This window comes from Tessaracoccus luoxuelianae (assembly GCF_054483915.1).
Genome location: NZ_CM137013.1, coordinates 1,853,533 through 1,873,149, shown reverse-complemented (window position 1 = coordinate 1,873,149; position 19,617 = coordinate 1,853,533). Strand labels below are relative to the sequence as shown.

General features: G+C 69.6%; 17 protein-coding genes. 3 read left to right on the top strand and 14 right to left on the bottom strand.

The genetic code is table 11. The annotated features are described in order from the left end of the window. Positions 1 to 5 precede the first annotated feature (5 nt). From ACX1D1_RS08335 to ACX1D1_RS08280, 12 genes are all read right to left on the bottom strand, one after another. A complete protein-coding gene (locus ACX1D1_RS08335) occupies positions 6 to 1,022 on the bottom strand; it encodes an LLM class flavin-dependent oxidoreductase (protein WP_182782982.1) in 1,017 nt (338 codons plus the stop codon). A 7-nt stretch (positions 1,023 to 1,029) separates the two neighbouring features. Next, entirely contained in the window at positions 1,030 to 1,647 is a 618-nt protein-coding gene (locus ACX1D1_RS08330) for a histidine phosphatase family protein (protein WP_182782983.1), read from the bottom strand. Further along, a complete protein-coding gene (gene rsfS / locus ACX1D1_RS08325) occupies positions 1,644 to 2,048 on the bottom strand; it encodes a ribosome silencing factor (protein ID WP_370585746.1) in 405 nt (134 codons plus the stop codon). Before rsfS ends, ACX1D1_RS08330 begins: the two co-directional genes overlap by 4 nt. Then, on the bottom strand, positions 2,035 to 2,640 hold the full coding sequence (gene nadD / locus ACX1D1_RS08320; RefSeq protein WP_459056560.1) for a nicotinate-nucleotide adenylyltransferase: 606 nt from the start codon (positions 2,638 to 2,640) through the stop codon (positions 2,035 to 2,037). The genes rsfS and nadD overlap by 14 nt, the downstream gene beginning before the upstream one ends. A 59-nt stretch (positions 2,641 to 2,699) precedes the next feature. Beyond that, on the bottom strand, positions 2,700 to 2,837 hold the full coding sequence (locus ACX1D1_RS08315) for a hypothetical protein (protein WP_182782986.1): 138 nt from the start codon (positions 2,835 to 2,837) through the stop codon (positions 2,700 to 2,702). Between the two features lie 598 nt (positions 2,838 to 3,435). Further along, positions 3,436 to 4,677, bottom strand: a complete 1,242-nt coding sequence (locus ACX1D1_RS08310) for a glutamate-5-semialdehyde dehydrogenase (RefSeq protein WP_182799608.1) — start codon at positions 4,675 to 4,677, stop codon at positions 3,436 to 3,438. 123 nt (positions 4,678 to 4,800) lie between these two features. Next, the gene (locus ACX1D1_RS08305) at positions 4,801 to 5,403 is read right to left on the bottom strand and encodes an SWEET family sugar transporter (protein WP_182782988.1); all 603 of its coding nucleotides are present in this window, start codon (positions 5,401 to 5,403) and stop codon (positions 4,801 to 4,803) included. Between the two features lie 90 nt (positions 5,404 to 5,493). Then, the gene (proB, locus tag ACX1D1_RS08300; protein WP_182799606.1) at positions 5,494 to 6,591 is read right to left on the bottom strand and encodes a glutamate 5-kinase; all 1,098 of its coding nucleotides are present in this window, start codon (positions 6,589 to 6,591) and stop codon (positions 5,494 to 5,496) included. After that, a complete protein-coding gene (gene obgE, locus ACX1D1_RS08295; protein ID WP_459054272.1) occupies positions 6,581 to 8,089 on the bottom strand; it encodes a GTPase ObgE in 1,509 nt (502 codons plus the stop codon). Before obgE ends, proB begins: the two co-directional genes overlap by 11 nt. A gap of 90 nt (positions 8,090 to 8,179) precedes the next feature. Beyond that, the gene (gene rpmA, locus ACX1D1_RS08290) at positions 8,180 to 8,431 is read right to left on the bottom strand and encodes a 50S ribosomal protein L27 (protein WP_182782991.1); all 252 of its coding nucleotides are present in this window, start codon (positions 8,429 to 8,431) and stop codon (positions 8,180 to 8,182) included. Between the two features lie 12 nt (positions 8,432 to 8,443). Then, complete coding sequence (gene rplU, locus ACX1D1_RS08285) at positions 8,444 to 8,752, bottom strand: 50S ribosomal protein L21 (RefSeq protein WP_182782992.1); 309 nt, start codon at positions 8,750 to 8,752, stop codon at positions 8,444 to 8,446. A gap of 121 nt (positions 8,753 to 8,873) precedes the next feature. After that, entirely contained in the window at positions 8,874 to 10,550 is a 1,677-nt protein-coding gene (locus tag ACX1D1_RS08280; RefSeq protein WP_182782993.1) for a ribonuclease J, read from the bottom strand. Between the two features lie 47 nt (positions 10,551 to 10,597). Here ACX1D1_RS08280 and ACX1D1_RS08275 point away from each other — a divergent pair, with 47 nt between their 5' ends. Both ACX1D1_RS08275 and ACX1D1_RS08270 read left to right on the top strand, forming a co-directional pair. After that, positions 10,598 to 11,125: a GNAT family N-acetyltransferase gene (locus ACX1D1_RS08275; RefSeq protein ID WP_182782994.1), complete on the top strand. Its 528-nt coding sequence runs from the start codon at positions 10,598 to 10,600 to the stop codon at positions 11,123 to 11,125. Between the two features lie 115 nt (positions 11,126 to 11,240). Then, positions 11,241 to 12,914: a BCCT family transporter gene (locus ACX1D1_RS08270; RefSeq protein WP_220489243.1), complete on the top strand. Its 1,674-nt coding sequence runs from the start codon at positions 11,241 to 11,243 to the stop codon at positions 12,912 to 12,914. Positions 12,915 to 12,937: 23 nt separating this feature from the next. Here ACX1D1_RS08270 and dapB read toward each other — a convergent pair whose 3' ends face one another. Both dapB and ACX1D1_RS08260 read right to left on the bottom strand, forming a co-directional pair. Then, a complete protein-coding gene (gene dapB, locus ACX1D1_RS08265) occupies positions 12,938 to 13,678 on the bottom strand; it encodes a 4-hydroxy-tetrahydrodipicolinate reductase (RefSeq protein ID WP_182799604.1) in 741 nt (246 codons plus the stop codon). Positions 13,679 to 13,814: 136 nt separating this feature from the next. After that, positions 13,815 to 16,016 carry a polyribonucleotide nucleotidyltransferase gene (locus tag ACX1D1_RS08260; protein WP_182782996.1) on the bottom strand — a complete coding sequence of 734 codons (2,202 nt, stop codon included), beginning with the start codon at positions 16,014 to 16,016 and terminating at the stop codon, positions 13,815 to 13,817. Positions 16,017 to 16,227: 211 nt separating this feature from the next. Between ACX1D1_RS08260 and ACX1D1_RS08255 the strand changes: the two genes are divergently transcribed. Next, positions 16,228 to 19,575, top strand: a complete 3,348-nt coding sequence (locus ACX1D1_RS08255) for a bifunctional proline dehydrogenase/L-glutamate gamma-semialdehyde dehydrogenase (protein WP_459054271.1) — start codon at positions 16,228 to 16,230, stop codon at positions 19,573 to 19,575. The last annotated feature ends 42 nt before the right edge of the window (positions 19,576 to 19,617 follow it).

Sequence of the window (19,617 nt, the reverse complement as noted above, 5' to 3'; positions counted from 1 at the left end):
CCGCCTCACTCCTTCCAGCCGAGCTCCCGGGCCACGGCCACCAGGTTCTCCATCCAATGGACGTTGTAGTCCACGCCGAGTTGGCTGGGCATGGCGAACAGGACGTAATCGGCCTCGGTGACGGCCTCGTCGGCGCGCAGCAGCTCAGCGACCTCCTCGACTGTGCCCACCATCTGCGGCCCAGAGCGGGCCTTCGAGCCGTCCAGAATGCCCACGCTGTCGTGGGCGTCGCCCCTGAGTCCGAAGTAGCGGCGGTCGTCGTCGTTGGTGATCGGGAAGACAGGCCGGGTCACAGCGGTCAGGCCGGGGCCGGGATGTCCCATCCGACGAAACACCCTGCGGTAGCTGCGGACCTGGTCCGCCTGCTGGACATGGAATGGACGGCCGTCGTCGGCCAACAGCAACGTCGAGCTCAACAGGTTCATGCCCTGCTCCGCCGTCCAGACCCCCGATTCCACGCTGCCCGCACCCCACCAGATCCGGTCCGGCAGGCCTGGGCTGATCGGCCGGATGGGAAGGTCCGGGCCGTCGCCGGAGAACTGGGCGGCGGCGGAGTGGGCGACCGGTTCGCCAGCGATGGCGCGGCGGAACCGTGCCACCTTGGCCTGGGCGTGGTCGGCCCAGGATTCGCCGTCGGTCAGCCGGTAGCCGAACTGCTTCTCCCCGTCGGCGGCGTGTTCCGGGCTGCCCCGGCTGACGCCCAGCTGGAGCCTGCCCCCGGAGATGAGGTCCGTGGCGGCGGCCTGCTCGGCCATGTGCAGCGGGTTCTCGTAGCGGAGGTCCACCACACCGGTGCCCACGTCGATGCGCGACGTCACGGCTGCCATCGCCGCGAGCAGCGGGAACGGTGTGGCGTGGGACTCCTCGAAGTGGTGGACCCTCACCCAGGCGCCGTCGAGGCCAACCTCATCGGCTGCTTCCGCGAAGGCGACGTGTTGGCGCAGGGCAGCGGCGGCGTCGGGCACCCTCGCCCCCACCACCGCCCGGTAGTGCCCGAAGGACAGGAACCCGATCCGCTTCATACCTGGGCTAACGCGGCGGAGTGGGGAATATTCCGACGTTGTGGGCAAGCAGCCGCCAGGCGCCGTGGGCGTGGCCGAGCTCCGAGAAGTGGGCGTTGCCGAGCCCTCCGAGGACTCTGCCGTGTGCACCCACGATGGCGTGGATGACGCGGTTCAGGAGCAGGCCGTGCGACACCACCAGCACTGTCCCTCCCTCGTGCGAGGCCGCGATCTCGAGTAGCGCCGGCAGGCCGCGTGCCACCACGTCGGCCAGCGTCTCACCCTCAGGGGAGCGCCGGAAATCCACCCCATTGGCGTACTTGGCCTCGTAGTCCGGCATCGAGGCCTTGACCTCGTCCCATGTGAGACCGGACCAGCTGCCGACGTCGATCTCCATCAGCCGTGGGTCGGTGAGGATCTCCGCCCCAGGCCGGGCCAGCCGCGCGGTGTCAAGGGCGCGCGAGAGAGGGGAGGAGTAGACAGCGTCCAGGTGGACGTCCGCGAAGACCCCGCGCACCGCCTCGGCCTGCTGCCGCCCCGCCGCGTTCAGCGGCACGTCGGCCTGTCCTTGGAAACGCTGCTGCGCGTTCCAATCGGTTTGGCCGTGCCTGAGGAGAAGCAGGCGCGTCGAGTGCTCGAGCCTCACTGCGCCGCGTCGTCGCTGACCTCGTCGTCGTCGGGCTCGGGAAGATGGAGCTCCAGCGGGATCTGAGGGCAGTCCTTCCACAGACGCTCGAGGTTGTAGAGCGTGCGCTCCTCCGTGTGCTGGACGTGCACGACGAAGTCGATGTAGTCGAGCAGCACCCAGCGGTTCTCCCGGTCCCCCTCGCGGCGGACCGCCTTGTAGCCGGCCGCGATCAGCTTCTCCTCCACGCCGTCGACGATGGCGCCGACCTGGCGCTCATTCCCGGCGGAGGCGATGAGGAAGATGTCGGTGATGGCGAGCTGTTCGGACACGTCGAAGGCGACGATCCTGTGGCCCCGCTTATCAGCCGCGGCCTGTGCCGCGATCTGGACGGGCTTCAGCACCTCGTCAGCTACGGTCACTGGGTACTCCTGACTGGGGGGCCGGGTAGAGCCCCCGTTTGGCGATGTATTGGACGATGCCGTCCGGCACGAGGTACCAGATGGGTTCATGGGCGTGGACGCGTTCGCGGCAGTTGGTCGACGAGATGGCCAGGGCAGGAACCTCGAGGAGAGTCACCGCGTCCTCGGGGAGATGGGCGAGATCATCGGGGGTCATCGGCACGCCGGGGCGCGTCACGCCCACGAAATGCGCGAGATCGAACAGTTCATCGGCCCCGTACCAGGTGAGGATCTGGCGGACGGCGTCGGCGCCGGTGATGAAGAACAGATCCGTGTTGTCGCCACGCTCTGCGCGGAGGTCCTTGAGCGTGTCGACGGTGTAGGTGTTGCCGGGCCGATCGATGTCCACCCGGGACACGGAGAACCGCGGGTTGGACGCGGTGGCGATCACCGTCATCAGGTAGCGGTCCTCGGCGAGGGAGACCTCGCGGTGGCTCTTCTGCCACGGCATGCCGGTGGGGACGAAGACCACCTCGTCCAGACCGAACTTGGCCGCCACCTCGGAGGCGGCGACGAGGTGCCCGTGGTGGATGGGGTCGAAGGTGCCGCCCATCACGCCGAGGCGGTAGCGGCGGGAGGACTCCGTGCGCGCCAGTGCGAGCTCGGTGGTGGTCACTTGGAGTGCGGGCGACCCGAACCCATGCCGACGATCCACGCGATCACGCCGAGCAGCGTGGCCAGCGCGAGTGCGCCCATCACCCAGCTCGGCACGGCGGGTGCGGCTGCGGCGGTCTCCAGAAGAAGGCTCATGGCGCCCGATCCTAGCAAGGGATCCCCCGGCAGTCGTCCTCTCGGCTGGTGGTCGTCCCGCACCCCCCGCAATGCGGGCCGCCCGCGAAGCGACATCGCTCCCTGAGGAGGGCCGCCCGCGAAGCGACATCGCTCCCTGAGGAGGGCCGCCCGCGAAGCGACATCGCTCCCTGAGGAGGGCCGCCCGCGAAGCGGCGGGGACCGTCTCGAAGGGTCGTGACTGCCACCTTCACGCGGATCTCGTTGTCGGGTGCGGTGAGCCGTGAGTCAATGCCCGGGCGGCCGTTGTCTAGGGTCTCGATGTTCCGGCCGCCTGGGTCGGTGGTCGGGTTGTTGAGGCCGCCCGGGCATCGTCTCCCATCTCCCCGCACTCGCCCTGTCTGTGGCGTTGTCTTGTTCGGGTGTGGGCCGGCATGGCGGCGTAGGGGCCGGGTCTGCCTGAGCGGGACGCCGGTTGGGTGATCGTCGGGTTGGGCACCGCAGCGCAGTGCCGCCCTGCCGTCCCCCACCCTCGCTGTCAGGTCCGGGTTCTCGACCCTTCGAGGGACCCTCAGGGGTTTCGCTGGTGAGTCCGGATGCTGGACCCACCCGGGATGTCCTAGGCGCGGACCTGCCCGTCGCCCTCGATGATGTATTTGCTGCTCGTCATCTCCGGGAGCCCCATGGGGCCGCGGGCGTGCAGCTTCTGGGTGGAGATGCCGATTTCGGCGCCGAAGCCGAACTCCCCGCCGTCGACGAAGCGGCTTGAGGCGTTGACGAGCACCGCCGCGGCGTCCACCTCGGCGACGAAACGCTCGGCCGCCTTCCTGCTCCGCGTGACGATGGTCTCCGAGTGGCCGGTGGTGTGGGACCGGATGTGCTCGAGCGCCTCGTCGAGGGAGCCGACCACCTTGGCGGCGAGATCCAGGGTCAGGTATTCGGCGTCGTACTCGTCCGGGTTGGCCGGGACGACGGCGTCGGAGTAGGCCGCAGTGGCGGAGTCGCCGTGGACGGTGACCCCGGAGCGGCCGAGGGCCTCAAGTGCCCGCGGGAGGAATTGGTCGGCAATGTCGCGGTGGACAAGGAGGGTCTCCGCGGCGTTGCAGACGCTGGGGCGCTGGGTCTTGGCGTTGAGCAGGATGGTGAGCGCCTGGTCGAGGTCCGCGTCCGCGTCGACATAGACGTGGCAGTTGCCGGTGCCGGTCTCGATCACCGGCACCGTCGACCCATCGACGACTGCCTGGATGAGCCCTGCGCCGCCGCGCGGGATCAGGACGTCCACCAGGCCGCGGGCGCGCATCAACTCGCCCGTCACCTCCCGGCCGCCTTCGACCAGATGGACGGCGTCGGGGGTGACGCCTGCGGTCTCCAGACCGCTGCGGAGCGCGGCGACGGTGGCGCGGTTGGTGTTGAGCGCCGAGGACGAGCCTCGCAGGAGGGCGGCGTTGCCGGACTTGAGGCAGATGCCGGCCGCGTCCGCGGTGACATTGGGGCGGGCCTCGTAGATGATGCCGACCACGCCGAAAGGCACCCGCACTTGCGTGACCGAGACGCCGTTGGCCAGCTTCCATCCCCGGACGACGTCGCCGACGGGGTCGGGGAGGGCTGCAAGGTCGCGGAGACCCTGGACCATGCCCGCGATCCGGGCGGGCGTGAGTGCCAGTCGGTCGACGATGGACTCGGGAGTCCCGGCCGCGCGCGCCCCCGCGACGTCGACGGCGTTGGCCTCGAGCAGGTTGGGTTCGGCCGCGGCGAGGGCGTCTGCCATGGCTGCCAGCGCCCGATCCTTGGCGGCGCGATTCAGCGTGGCCAACTCGATGGCTGCCTTGCGGGCGGCAGTGGCTTGGGTCCGGAATTCCATGCGCCGAGTCTAGGCCGAGTCCCACCGTCGTCTCGGGGAATCTCGCCTGACGCGGCTGGCGCACGCCGGCGCTGGCCGGACGCCGCTATGTCGCGGCGCTGTGGCGGTCGGGCTTCGCCGGGCTCAGACCGCGAGCGCGACGCGGCCGCGGGCGCGCAGGTGCCGGACGACGTAGACAGCGAGGTTGACGGTGCACACCACCGTCATGGCTCCAGCGCAGATGATGAGGGCCCAGTCGGAGGTGAACAGGCCGAACGTGAACCACATCGCCTGGACGAGCAGCATGATCGACAGGTAGCCCACCGACACTCCGGAGAGGTCCGGCGCGCTGACCATCTCACGCAACTGGGAGAACTGGCCGAAGAGCTGGGGCACCGCGATCACGAACCCGAACGCCATCGCTCCGAAGACCAGCTCCACGCCGGTCAATGACGCGGCCAGCACCACCGGGAGGACGAGCTGAGGTGCGATGGCCTGCCTCCGGTCCCGAAGGACGAACACGACAATGACCAGCGCGAGCAGCGACATCACCAGGTTAGGCCACTGCATCTGGGCCTTCTGGACCAGGAAGCCGTGCACCATCCATGCGCCCGTGGTGGCCGCAGAGATCTGCCACAGCCGCAGCGACACCCCGGCGCTGGTCCTGGCACGCAGGATCCGGATCAACTGGGGAAGGTTGGACGCCACACCGATGGCTGCAGCCACCCACCCGAAGACCTCGATCACCCGTCCAGGGTAAGCCAGCGCGACTCCCCCGAGAAATCGGCGCATCGTCGCCCAAATTCGTCCGCCTCCGCTGCACGAAGGGGCGTGCGCTCAGTCCTCGGCGAGCATCATGTGGTCGCGGTGCACGACCGGGCGCTGGCCGCGATGACCATCCTCCACGCTGCTGTGTCCCATCTCGGCGATCAGTTCCGCGCTGGAGTAGCCGACGAATCCGCGACCCACAGGCTCCCCGTCCGGCCCGACGATCTCCACCGGCTCGCCCTCGGCGAAGATGCCCACCACCTCGCGCACCCCGATCGCCAGCAGGGACGCCTTCTTCTCCACCAGTGCCCGCCTCGCGCCGGCGTCGACGTGGAGGAAACCGCGGGGCTCCGCCGCGAAGGCGAGCCACAGCAACCGTCGTGGGCGGCGCTTCCGGGTGGGGAGGAACAAGGTGCCCACGTCCTCGCCAGCCAGCGCGCGCTCAAGGTGGTCTGCCAGGCTCAGCACCACGCTGACGCCCGCCTGGGTGGCGATCTCGGCCGCCTGCACCTTGGTGCGCATCCCCCCGGTGCCGACCTTTGACCCCACCCGGGACGTGTCGACCTTGAGGGTGGAGATGTCCTCGACCCGATCGATCCGACGGGCGCCGGGGGTGTCGGGATGGGCCGTGTACAGGCCGTCGACATCGCTGAGGATGATCAGCGCATCGGCGCGGACCAGGTGGGCGATGAGGGCCGCGAGGCGGTCGTTGTCTCCGAAGCGGATCTCGTGGGTGGCCACGGTGTCGTTCTCGTTGACGATCGGGATCACCCCGAGCCGGAAGATCCGCGAGATGGTGTTGAGCGCGTTGCGGTAGGTCCTGGGCCGCAACACGTCCTCGACAGTGAGGAGCAGTTGCGCCACGGTGACGCCGTGCTCGGCGAACGCGTCTGAGTAGTGCCTGATCAGGAGCCCCTGGCCGACGGCGGCGGCCGCCTGTTGGGTCTCCAGGTCCCGCGGCCGGCGCCTCAGCCCGAGCGGGCCCAGCGCGGCGGCGATGGCGCCGGAGGTGACGAGGACCACCCGGACCCCGCGACCGTGCAGCGCCGAGAGCACCCGCGCCAGCATCGCCACCCGGGCCGGGTCCAGGTGGCCGTCGGGCCTGGTCAACGAGGACGAGCCGACCTTGACGACCACCCGGTCAGCACCCGCGACCTCAGCCCTCATCGTCGTCGCCCACCTCCGGCGCTGGCTCGTAGCCGGTGGTGGCGAAGTCGATGCCCGAAGCCTTGGCCGCGTGGTAGTCGGCGTCCATCCGACGGCGGCGCGAGGCGGCGGGCCGAGGCGTCTCCAGGCGGACATCCTCGCCGCGACGGCTCAGGATCTCCGCGCCGGTCTCCACCTGCGGGGCGAAGTCGAACACCACTGCGTTCTCGCCTCCGATCGCGACCGCGTCTCCGGGGCGCGCGCCGATCTCGAGCAGCTTCTCCTCAACGCCCAACCTGTTGAGCCGGTCCGCCAGGTAGCCCACGGCCTCGGCGTTGGCGAAGTCCGTCTGCTTGATCCAACGCTCTGGCTTCTCGCCGCGGACCCGCCAGACGAGGCCGCCCTCGCCGTCGCCCTTCTGCACGATGGTGAACTCCGGCCCGGCCGCGCGGCGTGCGACGGGCGCCGGGCGGAGCACCTGCCTGGGCTTGGCGGCCTCGGGCAGCGCGGCACGCCGGGCGGCCACGATCTCAGCCATGGCGAACTTCAGCTCGTTGAGCCCCTCCCCCGTCTTGGTGGAGATCTCGAAGATCCGGTGCCCGAACTTCGCCAGATCCGGGCGTGCGATCTCCGCCATCTCGTGCGCGTCCGGCAGGTCGACCTTGTTGAGGGCGATCAGGCGCACCCGGTCCTCCAGGCCCCCGTGGGCGGTCAGCTCGGCCTCGATGATCTCCAGGTCCGTCAGCGGGTCACGCCCCGGCTCGTAGGTGCCGAGGTCGATGACGTGCACGATGGCCTGGCACCGCTCGATGTGGCGCAGGAAGTCGAAGCCCAGGCCGCGACCCTCGGAGGCGCCCTCGATCAGGCCGGGCACATCGGCGACGGTGTAGGTGACGTCCCCGGCGACCACGACGCCCAGGTTGGGAATCAGCGTGGTGAACGGGTAGTCGGCGATCTTCGGCCGCGCCCGGGAGATGGCGGCGATCAGCGACGACTTCCCGGCGGACGGGAACCCGACGAGGCCGACGTCGGCGATCACCTTGAGCTCGAGCTGGACCAGCCGGCTCTCCCCCTCCTCGCCGAGCAGCGCGAAGCCGGGAGCCTTGCGTGCGGCCGAGGCCAGCGCTGCGTTGCCGAGCCCGCCCTTGCCCCCGGCTGCGGCGACGTACTCAGCCCCCGGCTCGGTGAGGTCTGCCAGCACCTCCCCTGTCTCGGCGTCGGTCACGACCGTGCCGCTGGGGACCGCCAGGACGACGTCATCGCCGTTGGCTCCGTCGTGGTGGTCGCCCTTGCCCGGCTGCCCGTTGACGGCCTTCCGGACAGATTGGCGGTGGAACTCGACCAGGGTCGAGAGGGAGTCGTCGACCCGGAAGATGATGGAGCCTCCCGTGCCACCGTTGCCGCCGTCCGGTCCCCCCAGCGGAACGAACTTCTCGCGGTGGATGGAGGTGCAGCCGTGGCCGCCGTTGCCGGCCTGAACGGTCAGCTTGACCCGGTCGACGAACGAGGGAATAGCCATGGAAAGCTCCTTATCAGCCGAGGCTGAGTGTATCGAAAAAGCAAGAACGGCCCCGGAGGGCCGTTCTTGTGATGAGTGTCCGCCGAAGGATCAGGCTGTCACGACGTTGACGACGCGACGTCCGCGCTTGACGCCGAACTCCACCTGGCCTTCGACCAGGGCGAAGAGGGTGTCGTCGCCACCGCGACCCACACCGTCACCCGGGTGGAAATGGGTGCCGCGCTGGCGCACGAGGATCTCGCCCGCGCCGACGACCTGGCCTCCGAAGCGCTTCACGCCGAGGCGCTGGGCATTCGAGTCACGACCGTTGCGCGTCGAGGACGCGCCCTTTTTGTGTGCCATAGTGTCAGCTCCTCAGCTCTCGATCCCGGTGACCTTGACCTGGGTGTACCGCTGACGGTGACCCTGGCGCTTCTTGTAGCCGGTCTTGTTCTTGTACTTCAGGATCCGGATCTTCGGACCCTTCTTCATGCCCAGCACCTCAGCGGTGACGCTGATCTTGCCGAGTCCCTTGGCATCTGAGGTGATCTTGTCGCCGTCGACCAGCAGCAGCGGCTGCAGGGTGACGGTGTTGCCGACCTCTTCGGACACCAGATCGATGTCCAGGACGTCGCCAACAGCCACCTTGTGCTGACGTCCACCGTTGCGCACGATCGCGTACACGACTGACCTACCTTCTTGTTTGCTTCAAGCCTTGCGGCGCGCCCGACCCGACAGGGGGCAAAGCACCGAGGGCCAACTGTACGTGGGCGCCCCGCACCCGGTCAAACCGGGCATGCCCATTCTAGGTGGTGACAACCACCGGCACGATCATCGGGCGGCGACGCAGTGACCGCGCCACCCACTGGCCCACCACGCGGCGGGTCACCTGCTGCAGGCGGAAGGAGTCGTTGACCCCGTCGCGCATCGCGTCGGTGAGTGCATCGGCCACCCGCTGGCGGGCCTCGTCGAAGACGCTGCTGTCTTCGGCGATGCCGCGGACGTGAATGTCCGGGCCGCTGACGATGGTGCGGTTGTGCACGTCCACAGCCGTGATCACGGAGACGAAGCCCTCCTCGCCCAGGATCCGGCGGTCCATGATGGACTCCGAGATGTCGCCCACGAACGAGCCGTCGACGAAGACGTAGCTCGCATCGATCGAGCCGACCTTCTTGGCGATGCCGTCCTTGAGGTCGATCACGTCTCCGTCGCCGGCCACGATGGTGCGCGCAGCGGGGACGCCCGTGGCCTGCGCGAGCTTGGCGTTGGCGATCAGGTGGCGGGCCTCGCCGTGGACGGGCAGCACGTTGCGGGGCTTCAGGATGTTGTAGCAGTACAACAACTCGCCCGCTGAGGCGTGCCCCGAGACGTGGACCAGCGCGTTGCCTTTGTGGACGACGGTGGCGCCTAGTGCGGAGAGTCCGTTGATGACCCGGTACACGGAGTTCTCGTTGCCGGGGATCAGCGAGCTGGCCAGCAGGACGGTGTCGCCCGGGCCGACCTCGACGACGGGGTGGTCGCTGTTGGCGATCCGGCTGAGCGCGGCCATCGGCTCGCCCTGCGATCCGGTAGAGACGATGACCACCTTGCTCGGCGGGTACTTGTCGATTTCCTTCAGCTCGATGAGGGTCCCGGCCGGCACCTTGAGGAAGCCCAGATCCCGCGCGGTGCCCATGTTGCGCACCATCGAGCGGCCCACGTAGACAACCTTGCGGTCGTGCTTGACGGCCATGTTCAGGATCTGCTGGATGCGGTGCACGTGGCTGGCGAAGCTGGCCACGATCAGCTTGCCCGTGGCCTGATCGAAGACGCGCGCGATGGCGGGCTCGAGGTCCCGCTCCAGGGTGGTGAACCCTGGGGACTCCGCGTTGGTGGAGTCCACCATGAACAGGTCCACACCCTCCTCACCCAGGCGGGCGAAGCCGCGGAGGTCGGTCAGGCGGCCGTCCATCGGCAGCTGGTCCATCTTGAAGTCGCCGGTGTGCAGCACCAGCCCGCCCTTGGTGCGGATCGCCACCGCCAGGGCGTCCGGAATGGAGTGGGTGACGGCGAGGAACTCGAACTCGTAATTGCCGATCTCGACGATGTCGCCCTCCTCGACGGCGTCGAGGTCGAAGTTGCGGATCTTGTGCTCGCGCAGCTTCGTGGCGAGGAACGCCAGGGTCAGCTTCGAGCCGTAGATCGGGATGTCGGGGCGCTTCTTCAACAGATAGGGCACCGCTCCGATGTGGTCCTCGTGGCCGTGGGTGAGGACGAGGGCGACGATGTCGTCGAGCCTGTCGTCGAGGTAGCCCAGCGCGGGGAGGATGAGGTCGACACCGGGGTGGTGATCCTCCGGGAACAGCACACCACAATCCACCAGGGCGATCTGCCCGTCGATCTCGAAGGCGGTCATGTTGCGACCGATGTCCCCGAGCCCTCCGAGCGGGATCACCCGCAACGTTCCTGGGGCCAGTTTGGGGGGTAGTGTCACGTCGGTCATGGGCTCAGGCTAGTGGATAGGGGGGCGGCCGCCCCTACGATGGCGCCATGTCTGTCACCGACACCGTCCGCCTGGCCATGCCCGCCGAAGCCGTCGACGTCGCCCGCGTCCAGCGGCGCGCCTGGGCCGAATCCGGCCTGCTGGCGGCTGCGGGCGGCGGCCTCCCGGCAGACGAGGCGACGCGAGTGTGGCACGAGGCGATCGTCAAGCCCCCGCTGGCCCACCTGCGCGTGCTGGTGGCCATCGGCGACGTGGGCGTGGTGGGGTTCGCCGTCACCGGGCCGAGCGGGGATCCGGACCGCGCCGAGCGCGACGGGACGGTCGCGGAGTTCGTCGTCGACCCTCGGCACCGGGGCGCCGGCCACGGATCGCGTCTGATCAACGCCGCCGTCGACACGCTGCGCCGGGACGGCTATCTGGTGGCGACGATGTGGGTTCGGGCCTCCGACGATGCGCTGCGGGCCTTCCTGTCCGGCTGCGGCTGGGCTGCGGACGGTGCGCACCAGGAGATCGGGACCGACGATGGCGCCCCCGGCATCAAGCTGATCCGGATGCACACCGACATCTCGGTGTGATCGAGACAGGAGACTTGCGACCCGTCCACGGCCCGTGACAGGGTGGAGGCTTGTTTTTCGCGTAACCGAGTGACTCTGAGCCTACTGAACCTGAACCTGACCGAGGGAGCCCGCAGTGCCCACACCCCTGACCCCGCGCGCCGTCGAGCGCGACATGGCCACTGATGCGTGCGAACCGCCGACGGAGGGTGGGGGCCTCAACCGTTGGGTCTTCGGCTCGTCGGCGCTCATCATCCTCGCCGCCCTGACAGTGGCGCTCATCGCACCGCAGGCGTTCAATGACGTCGTCTCGGCCATCAACACCGTCGTGGTCAACTCGATCGGCTGGTACTACGTGGCCCTCGTCTCGGGCTTCGTCATCTTCGCTCTCGTCGTCGCCTTCAGCAAGCTCGGCACCATCCGGCTCGGACCCTCCGACGAGGCCCCGCAGTATCCGTGGCGGACATGGTTCGCGATGCTGTTCGCCGCCGGGATGGGCATCGGGCTCGTGTTCTGGGGCGTCGCGGAGCCCCTGTGGCACCTCGCGGCGCCGCCGCCCGGATTCGGGGAGTCGGGTATCGAGGCGCAGGGTCGCCGGGCCATGGCGCAGACCTTCCTGCACTGGGGCGTGCACGCCTGGGCCGTGTACGTGGTCGTCGGACTGGCTGTGGCCTACGCCGTCCACCGCAAGGGGCGCCCCGTCTCCATCCGGTGGGCCCTCGAGCCGATCCTCGGCAAGCGGACCAACGGGCCCATCGGTGACGCGATCGACATCGCGGCTGTCGTGGGCACCCTGTTCGGCGTGGCCACCTCATTGGGTCTCGGCGTCAACCAGATCGCGGCCGGCCTGGAGCACCTCGGTCTAGTCGACGGCAGCACCACCGTCAAGCTGCTGATCATCGCCGGCATCACCGTGCTCGCGACCCTGTCGGTGGTCTCCGGGCTGGATCGCGGCATCGCCTTCCTGTCGCGCGCCAACCTGTGGCTGGCCGCGCTCCTCATGGTGGCCGTGCTGATCCTCGGACCCACCCTGTTCGTGCTGCGCGAACTGGTCTCCGGATTCGGCGGCTACATCCAGAACTTCGTGTCGATGTCCTTCCAGACCTTCGCGTTCTACGGTGATCGGGGCGAGTCCTGGCTCGGCGCCTGGACCACCTACTACTGGGGATGGTGGATCGCCTGGTCCCCGTTCGTGGGTGTGTTCATCGCCCGCATCTCCCGCGGCCGCACCGTGCGGGAGTTCGTCTCCGGCGTCCTGCTGGTTCCCACCGCCGTCACCATGCTGTGGTTCTCGGTCATGGGCGGCACCGCCCTCTACCAGCAGATCTTCGGCGGGGCAGACCACATCGTCGACGGTTCGGTGAGCACCAACACCGCCCTGTTCGACATGCTGGGCCAGCTGCCCGGCGGCTCACTCCTGTCAGGGGTGGCGATCGTTCTCGTGCTGGTGTTCTTCGTCACCAGCTCGGACTCGGGTTCGTTCGTGGTGGACATGTTGACCCACAACGGCAACCCGAATCCGCCTGTGTGGTCCCGGGTCTTCTGGTCCGTGCTGGAGGGCTCGATCGCTGCGGTGCTCATCTGGGCCAGCTCTGCCGCATTGGGCGGAGACACCTCGGGGATCTCCGCTCTCCAGGCCCTGACGATCGTGGCGGCGGCACCGTTCTCGCTGGTGATGATCGGCATGTGCTTCTCCGTGGTCAAGGCGCTCCGGCACGACGTCGCGGTGTGGGAACGGGCCGAGGAGACACTTCTGCGCCGCGAGCTGGCTGAGGAGGCCGCCAAGCTCGCCGCGGACCCGCCCCAGTGAGGTGAGGTGAGGGCTGGGGCTCGTCAGAGTCCCAGCACTGACTCCATCTCGAGCGTCAGGCCGGGGTGGTCCACAACATGGCGGATGCCTGCCACCACGCCGGGCATGAACGAGACTCGCTCGAAGGAGTCATGGCGGACGGTCAGCGTCTCTCCCGTGTCGCCGAAGAGGACCTCCTGGTGTGCCACCAGTCCCTGCAACCGGATGCCGTGGATGTGGATGCCGTCCACCACGGCACCCCGGGCGCCGTCGTCATGGACGGTGGCGTCCGGGACCGGGCCCAACTCCGCCTCCGCGCGGGCCGCCGCGATCCGACGCGCCGTCGTGGCCGACGTGCCGGAGGGGGCGTCGGCCTTGTTGGGGTGGTGCAGTTCGATGATCTCCGCCGACGGGTAGAAGGGCGCTGCCAGTGCGGCGAACTTCATCATGAGCACCGCCCCGATGGAGAAGTTGGAGGCGATCAGCACCCCCACCTCGGGGTGCGCGGCGCAGAGCTCCCGCACTCTCGCGAGGCGCTCATCGTTGAAGCCGGTGGTGCCGATCACCATGTGCAGCCCGCGCCCGAGGCACCACTCGATGTTGTCCATCACCGCGTCAGGGTGTGTGAAGTCCACCACCACCTGGGCCCGGTTGACCAGTTCCCGGGGCTCCCCCAGGTCCGCGCCACCCACGGGGGTCATGCCCTCGGCGCGGGTGACGGCCCGGACCACCTCGCTGCCCATCTTGCCGCTGACTCCGAACACGCCCACGCGAATCTCTGTCATAGGTGATCCCTTCTGGTTCTCTTCCATCTCCATCCAAGCATCGACGGCAGGGTGGCGCCACCCTTCGGGGAACGCCGCAGGGGCGGGCCCGGTTCATCCGGACCCGCCCCTGCGGTGTGTGCCTGTGTGACCGAGGTCAGTCGTTCGACTCGGCCTTCTCCTCCACCACCGGGATCAGCGACAGCTTGCCGCGATCGTCGATGTCGGAGATCTCCACCTGGAGCTTCTGGCCCACAGACAGGATGTCCTCGACGTTCTCGACGCGGGCGCCGCCGGCCAGGGGGCGCAGCTTCGAGATGTGAAGGAGTCCGTCCTTGCCAGGCAGCAGCGACACGAAGGCGCCGAAGGTCGTGAGCTTGACGACGGTGCCCAGGTAACGCTCGCCGCGCTCCGGCAGGTGCGGGTTGGCGATGGCGTTGATGGCCGCGACAGCGGCATCCGCGGCCTCACCGGTCTCGGCGCCGACGTAGACCGTGCCGTCGTCCTCGATCGAGATGTTCGCGCCGGTGTCATCCTGGATCTGGTTGATCATCTTGCCCTTGGGGCCGATGATCTCGCCGATCTTGTCCACCGGGATGCGCACCGTGATGATGCGGGGGGCGAACGGGCTCATCTCATCGGGCACGTCGATGGCCTCATTCATGACGTCCAACAGCGTGTGCCGGGCGTCACGGGCCTGCAGGAGGGCCTTCTGGAGCTCGAGGGCGGGGATGCCGTTGAGCTTGGTGTCCAGCTGCAGGGCGGTGAGGAAGTCCCTCGTGCCGGCCACCTTGAAGTCCATGTCACCCAGCGCGTCCTCGGCGCCCAGGATGTCGGTCAGCGCGATGTACTTCGTCTCGCCGTCGACCTCCTCGGACATGAGTCCCATTGCGATGCCCGCGACAGCGGACTTCAGCGGGACACCCGCGTTGAGCAGCGAGAGCGTCGAGGCGCACACCGAGCCCATCGACGTGGAACCGTTGGAGCCCAGCGCCTCCGAGACCTGACGGATGGCGTAGGGGAACTCCGAGCGCGTGGGCAGCACGGGGATCAGCGCCCGCTCAGCCAACGCGCCGTGTCCGACCTCGCGGCGCTTCGGGGAGCCGACGCGACCCGTCTCACCGGTGGAGAAGGGCGGGAAGTTGTAGTTGTGCATGTAGCGCTTGGTGCGCTCCGGGGAGAGGGTGTCGATCTTCTGCTCCATGTCCAGCATGTTCAGGGTCGAGACACCCATGATCTGGGTCTCGCCGCGCTGGAAGAGAGCCGAACCGTGGACGCGCGGGATGACCGCGACCTCCGCCGCCAGCTCGCGGATCTCAGCCGGGCCGCGACCGTCGATGCGGACCGCGTCGGTGAGGGTGCGGTGGCGCACGAGCTTCTTCGTCAGCGCCTTGAGTGAGGCGGACACCTCACTGAGGCGACCCTCGAAGCGCTGGGCGAGCTGCTCGGTGACGTCCTGACGGATGGCGTGGGTGGCCTCGTCACGCTCCTGCTTGCCGGCGATCTGCATGGCCTCGGCCACGCGGGCGCTGGCCAGCTCGGAGACGGCCTCGAACACGTCGTCCTGGTAGTCACGGAAGACCGGGAAGTCGTAGGTCTCCTTGGGCAGCTTCGCGGCCAGTTCGGACTGGGCGTCGCACAGCGCCTTGATGAAGGGCTTGGCCGCCTCGAGACCCAGGCCCACGACCTCTTCGGTGGGGGCGGTCTTGCCGGAGCGGACGAGCTCCCATGTGGCCTCGGTGCCGCCGGCTTCAACCATCATGATGGCGACGTCGCCGTCGGCCAGCACGCGGCCGGCCACCACCATCTGGAAGACGGACTTGGACACCTGCTCGACGGAGGGGAATGCCACCCACTGGTCGTCGATGAGGGCCACCCGAACGCCGCCGATGGGGCCGGAGAACGGCAGCCCGGCGATCTGGGTGGACATCGACGCAGCGTTGATGGCGACGACGTCGTACATGACGTTGGGGTTGAGCGACAGGACGGTGACAACCACCTGGACCTCGTTGCGCAGGCCCTTGACGAACGCGGGGCGCAGCGGGCGGTCGATGAGGCGGCAGGCGAGGATGGCGCCCTCGCCCGGGCGGCCTTCGCGACGGAAGAACGAGCCGGGGATCTTGCCCGCGGCGTACATGCGCTCCTCGACGTCGACGGTGAGGGGGAAGAAGTCGAGAGCGTCGCGCGGGGTCTTCTGCGCGGTGGTGGCCGACAGCAACATGGTGTCGCCGTCCAGGTAGACGGCGGCCGAGCCATCGGCCTGCTGGGCCAGCACGCCGGCCTCGAAACGTACAGTGTGCTTGCCGAACTTGCCGTTGTCGATCACGGCTTCAGCGAATTCGATGCCTGGTCCTTCCATGGACAGGCTCCTTTCGATTGGGTGTCGCCACCCGCGCACGGCGATGCTCGCCACGCCTGCCGGTCTTCGATCGAGGCCCGCGGGTGCGCGCTCTCTGGGCGCCCGAAAGCCACTACCGAGGACCAGACGGACACGTGCGCTGGGCGGCGGGGTGGTATGAAACATATTCAGTTGTCCGGTGCAGTCTAGCCGCTTGGGCCACGATGGTTGAATGCTCAGTGTCACCACCCCGCAGTCCGTGGAGGCCGCGGTGGCCACCGCACGACGATGGGCTGCCGAGACCGCCGGCCGCTCCGAGCCCCCCGCGGCGCGGCTGCTGGCGAGGGTCCTCGCCCACCCGCGCGGCCTGGCGTTCACCCTGGATTTCGTCGACGGGGTGCTCCGCCCCGAGGATCCTACGGTGGCCGGCGCGGCGCTGGGGGCGCTGGCGCGACGCCCGGCCCCGTTCCTGCCCCTTCCGCTGCGGTGGGGCCTCCGGGCGGTCCGCATCGCACCCAGGCCCGCCCTCCCTCTGGTCCGCGCGGCCTTCGCCGCGCTGGTGGGCGACCTGGTCATCGACGTGGGGCGGCGGCTGGGCCCATCGCTGCGGCACGCCCGGCGGCGCGGCGCAGACCTCAACGTCAACCTCCTCGGCGAGGCCGTCCTCGGGGACGCCCACGCCGCCGGGAGGCTCCGCGAGACGATGCGCCTGCTGGCGCGCGACGACGTGGACTACGTCTCCATCAAGGTCTCAGCCGTCCTGGGACCGCACTCCCCCTGGGCGCACGCCCAGACCGTGGAGGAGCCCGTCACGAGACTCCGGCCCCTGATGCTCCTGGCCGCCCGCGCAGGCAAGTTCGTCAACCTCGACATGGAGGAGTACCGGGACCTGCACCTCACCCTGGACGTGTTCGCCGAGCTCGTCCTCGACCCGGAGCTGCTCGGGCTGCGGGCGGGTCTGGCGGTACAGACCTACCTCAAGGAGTCCGGCCTGGTGCTTCGCCGAATCGACGAGCTGGCCAGGCGACGGGTCGCGGCTGGTGGCGCGCCGCTGAAGGTCCGGCTCGTCAAGGGCGCCAACCTTGCGATGGAGCGGGTGCAGGCCGAGCTTCGGGGCTGGGAGAACCCGGTCCTGGATGGCAAGGCGGCCACCGACGCCAGCTTCCTGCGCGCGCTGGAATTCTGCCTGACCCCGGAGCGGGCCGCACGGCTCCTGGTGGGGGTGGCCAGCCACAATGTGTACACGGTGGCCGCCGCGTGGGAGCTCGCGAAAGCCAGGGGCGTGACCGGCCAGGTCGACGTCGAGATGCTCTCCGGCATGGGGGCGCCGCTCCAGCGCGTGATCCTCCGCGAGGTCGGACGCCTGCGGCTCTACGTCCCGGTGGTGCCGCGCGCCGAGTTCGACTCGGCCATCTCCTACCTTGTGCGGCGCCTCGAGGAGAACGCCGCCCCGGAGAATTTCATGTCGGGCGCCGCCCACCTCGGCCGCGATGCCGGCTTCCTGGACAGGGAGGAGGCGCGGTTCCGCGATGCCCTCACCCTCGTCGACTCCCCCGTGCCTCAGCAGTGGGCCACCCAGGCCCGACCCACCGGCGGCCACGGCTTCGTCAACGCGCAGGACACCGAACCGGCGCTGCGGGCCAACCAGGCGTGGGCCGCCGGCATCCACGCACTCCTCCCCAGCCCGGGGTTGGGCGCTGCGAGGGTGAGCCACGCCACCGTGACCTCGTCCGCAGGCATCGACGAGACGCTCCGCCGCGGCAGGGACGCCGGAGGGGTATGGGCCGCCGTCCCACCGGTTGAGCGGGCCGCTGCCCTGCGCCGGCTGGCGGGTGAGCTTGAGGCGGGCCGGACGGCGCTCGTGGCGGTGGCGGCCGACGAGGTGGGCAAGCTGATCGACCAGGCCGACGTGGAGGTCTCGGAGGCGGTTGATTTCGCCCACTACTACGCCGAGCGGGCCATCGACCGCATCGAGGGCGCTCACCACGTCCCGCCTGGGCTGACCGTCGTCGCGCCGCCGTGGAACTTCCCCATCGCCATCCCCCTGGGGGGTGTGGCGGCCGCCCTCGCCGCTGGGTCCGCCGTCATCCTCAAGCCCGCTCCCCCGGCCCGGAGGACCGCAGCGCTGCTCGCCGAGGCCTGCGACCGCTCGGGGCTGCCGCCGGGGCTGGTGCAGCTGGTGGTGGTCGACGACGGCCCCCTGGGTGAGTCCCTCCTGTCGGATCCCCGGGTGGAGCTCGTGATCCTCACCGGGGCCGCGGAGACCGCGTCACTGTTCCGGTCCTGGCGTCCGTCGATGCCCCTGCTGGCGGAGACCTCGGGCAAGAACGCGATCGTCGTGACGGCGTCGGCCGACCTCGACCTGGCGGTCGCGGACCTGGTGATCTCGGCGTTCGGGCATGCCGGCCAGAAGTGCTCGGCGGCATCCCTGGGGATCCTGGTGGGGTCCGTGGCGCGGTCGCGGCGGTTCCTCGACCAACTGCTCGACGCTGTGGGGTCGCTGAGGGTGGCCTGGCCGATCGACCCGGCGGCCCAGATGGGGCCCCTCACCGAGCCACCCAGGGACAAGCTGCTGCGCGGCCTCACCGGACTCGAGCCGGGCCAGCGCTGGTTGATCCGGCCCCGCCGCCACGACGACCGGCTGTGGAGCCCCGGCGTCCGCGCCGGGGTCCGCCCAGGCAGCGAGTTCCATCAGGTGGAGTACTTCGGCCCGGTGCTCGGCCTGATGGAGGCCGCCTCACTCACGGAGGCTCTCCGGTGGCAGAACGGCACCCCCTACGGCCTCACTGCGGGGCTCCACTCGTTGGACGAGCGGGAGATCAACACCTGGCTGGACGGCATCGAGGCGGGCAACTGCTACGTCAACCGCACCATCACCGGCGCCATCGTCCGCCGGCAGCCGTTCGGCGGCTGGAAGCGCTCAGCCGTGGGCCCCGGCGCCAAGGCCGGCGGGCCGCACTACGTGCAGAGCCTGGGCCGCTGGGAGGCCGATGAGGAGTGGCCGGGCACGGGCGCCGTCCCCACCTCACCGATGCTGGCGCGGTTGGTCCGCGCCTCGCGGGCCGCCCTCGGCGAGGCCGACGCGCTTCGGCTCGGCGCCGCCGCGGCGGGTGACGAGGAGGCGGCGCGGGCGGTGTTCCTCGCCTCGCACGACCCCACCGCCCTGTCCGCAGAGCGCAACGTCCTGCGCTACCGGCCGGCGACAGTGACCGTCCGCGTCGAGGAGTGCGAGGAGTGGGCCGTTTTCCGCGAGGCCTCAGCCGCGCTGGCGGTGGGCGCACGGGCGGGTTTCTCTGTGCGCCGGCCGCTCAGCGGGGGTGTCGCGGCGGCGCTGGACGAGGCCGGTCTCGAGGTGAGGGTCGAGGACGACGCGCGCTTCGACGCCGCAGCCACAGGGCGGATCAGGCACCTCGGGCGGCGCGATCTGCTCGCGGACCTCGGCGGCTCGATCGACGCCACCGTGTACCCCGGCGGCCCGCTGCCGGGTCGCCTCGCCTGCCTGCCCTACGTGCGGGAACAATCCGTGTCGCTCACCGCGCACCGCTTCGGGCACGCCTCCCGGATCCAGCTCGACCTGTAGGAGGGGAGAGGAAACGGTTCAGGGCACCCCGAGATGGGGTGC

What these genes read in the sequence shown, in the direction of transcription:
- ACX1D1_RS08335 (WP_182782982.1), bottom strand. Translation starts at nt 1,022, where the DNA reads ATGAAGCGGATCGGGTTCCTGTCCTTCGGGCACTACCGGGCGGTGGTG.
- nadD (WP_459056560.1), bottom strand. Translation starts at nt 2,640, where the DNA reads ATGGGCGGCACCTTCGACCCCATCCACCACGGGCACCTCGTCGCCGCC.
- ACX1D1_RS08315 (WP_182782986.1), bottom strand. Translation starts at nt 2,837, where the DNA reads ATGAGCCTTCTTCTGGAGACCGCCGCAGCCGCACCCGCCGTGCCGAGC.
- ACX1D1_RS08310 (WP_182799608.1), bottom strand. Translation starts at nt 4,677, where the DNA reads ATGGAATTCCGGACCCAAGCCACTGCCGCCCGCAAGGCAGCCATCGAG.
- proB (WP_182799606.1), bottom strand. Translation starts at nt 6,591, where the DNA reads ATGAGGGCTGAGGTCGCGGGTGCTGACCGGGTGGTCGTCAAGGTCGGC.
- obgE (WP_459054272.1), bottom strand. Translation starts at nt 8,089, where the DNA reads ATGGCTATTCCCTCGTTCGTCGACCGGGTCAAGCTGACCGTTCAGGCC.
- rpmA (WP_182782991.1), bottom strand. Translation starts at nt 8,431, where the DNA reads ATGGCACACAAAAAGGGCGCGTCCTCGACGCGCAACGGTCGTGACTCG.
- ACX1D1_RS08280 (WP_182782993.1), bottom strand. Translation starts at nt 10,550, where the DNA reads ATGACCGACGTGACACTACCCCCCAAACTGGCCCCAGGAACGTTGCGG.
- ACX1D1_RS08275 (WP_182782994.1), top strand. Translation starts at nt 10,598, where the DNA reads ATGTCTGTCACCGACACCGTCCGCCTGGCCATGCCCGCCGAAGCCGTC.
- dapB (WP_182799604.1), bottom strand. Translation starts at nt 13,678, where the DNA reads ATGACAGAGATTCGCGTGGGCGTGTTCGGAGTCAGCGGCAAGATGGGC.
- ACX1D1_RS08260 (WP_182782996.1), bottom strand. Translation starts at nt 16,016, where the DNA reads ATGGAAGGACCAGGCATCGAATTCGCTGAAGCCGTGATCGACAACGGC.
- ACX1D1_RS08255 (WP_459054271.1), top strand. Translation starts at nt 16,228, where the DNA reads ATGCTCAGTGTCACCACCCCGCAGTCCGTGGAGGCCGCGGTGGCCACC.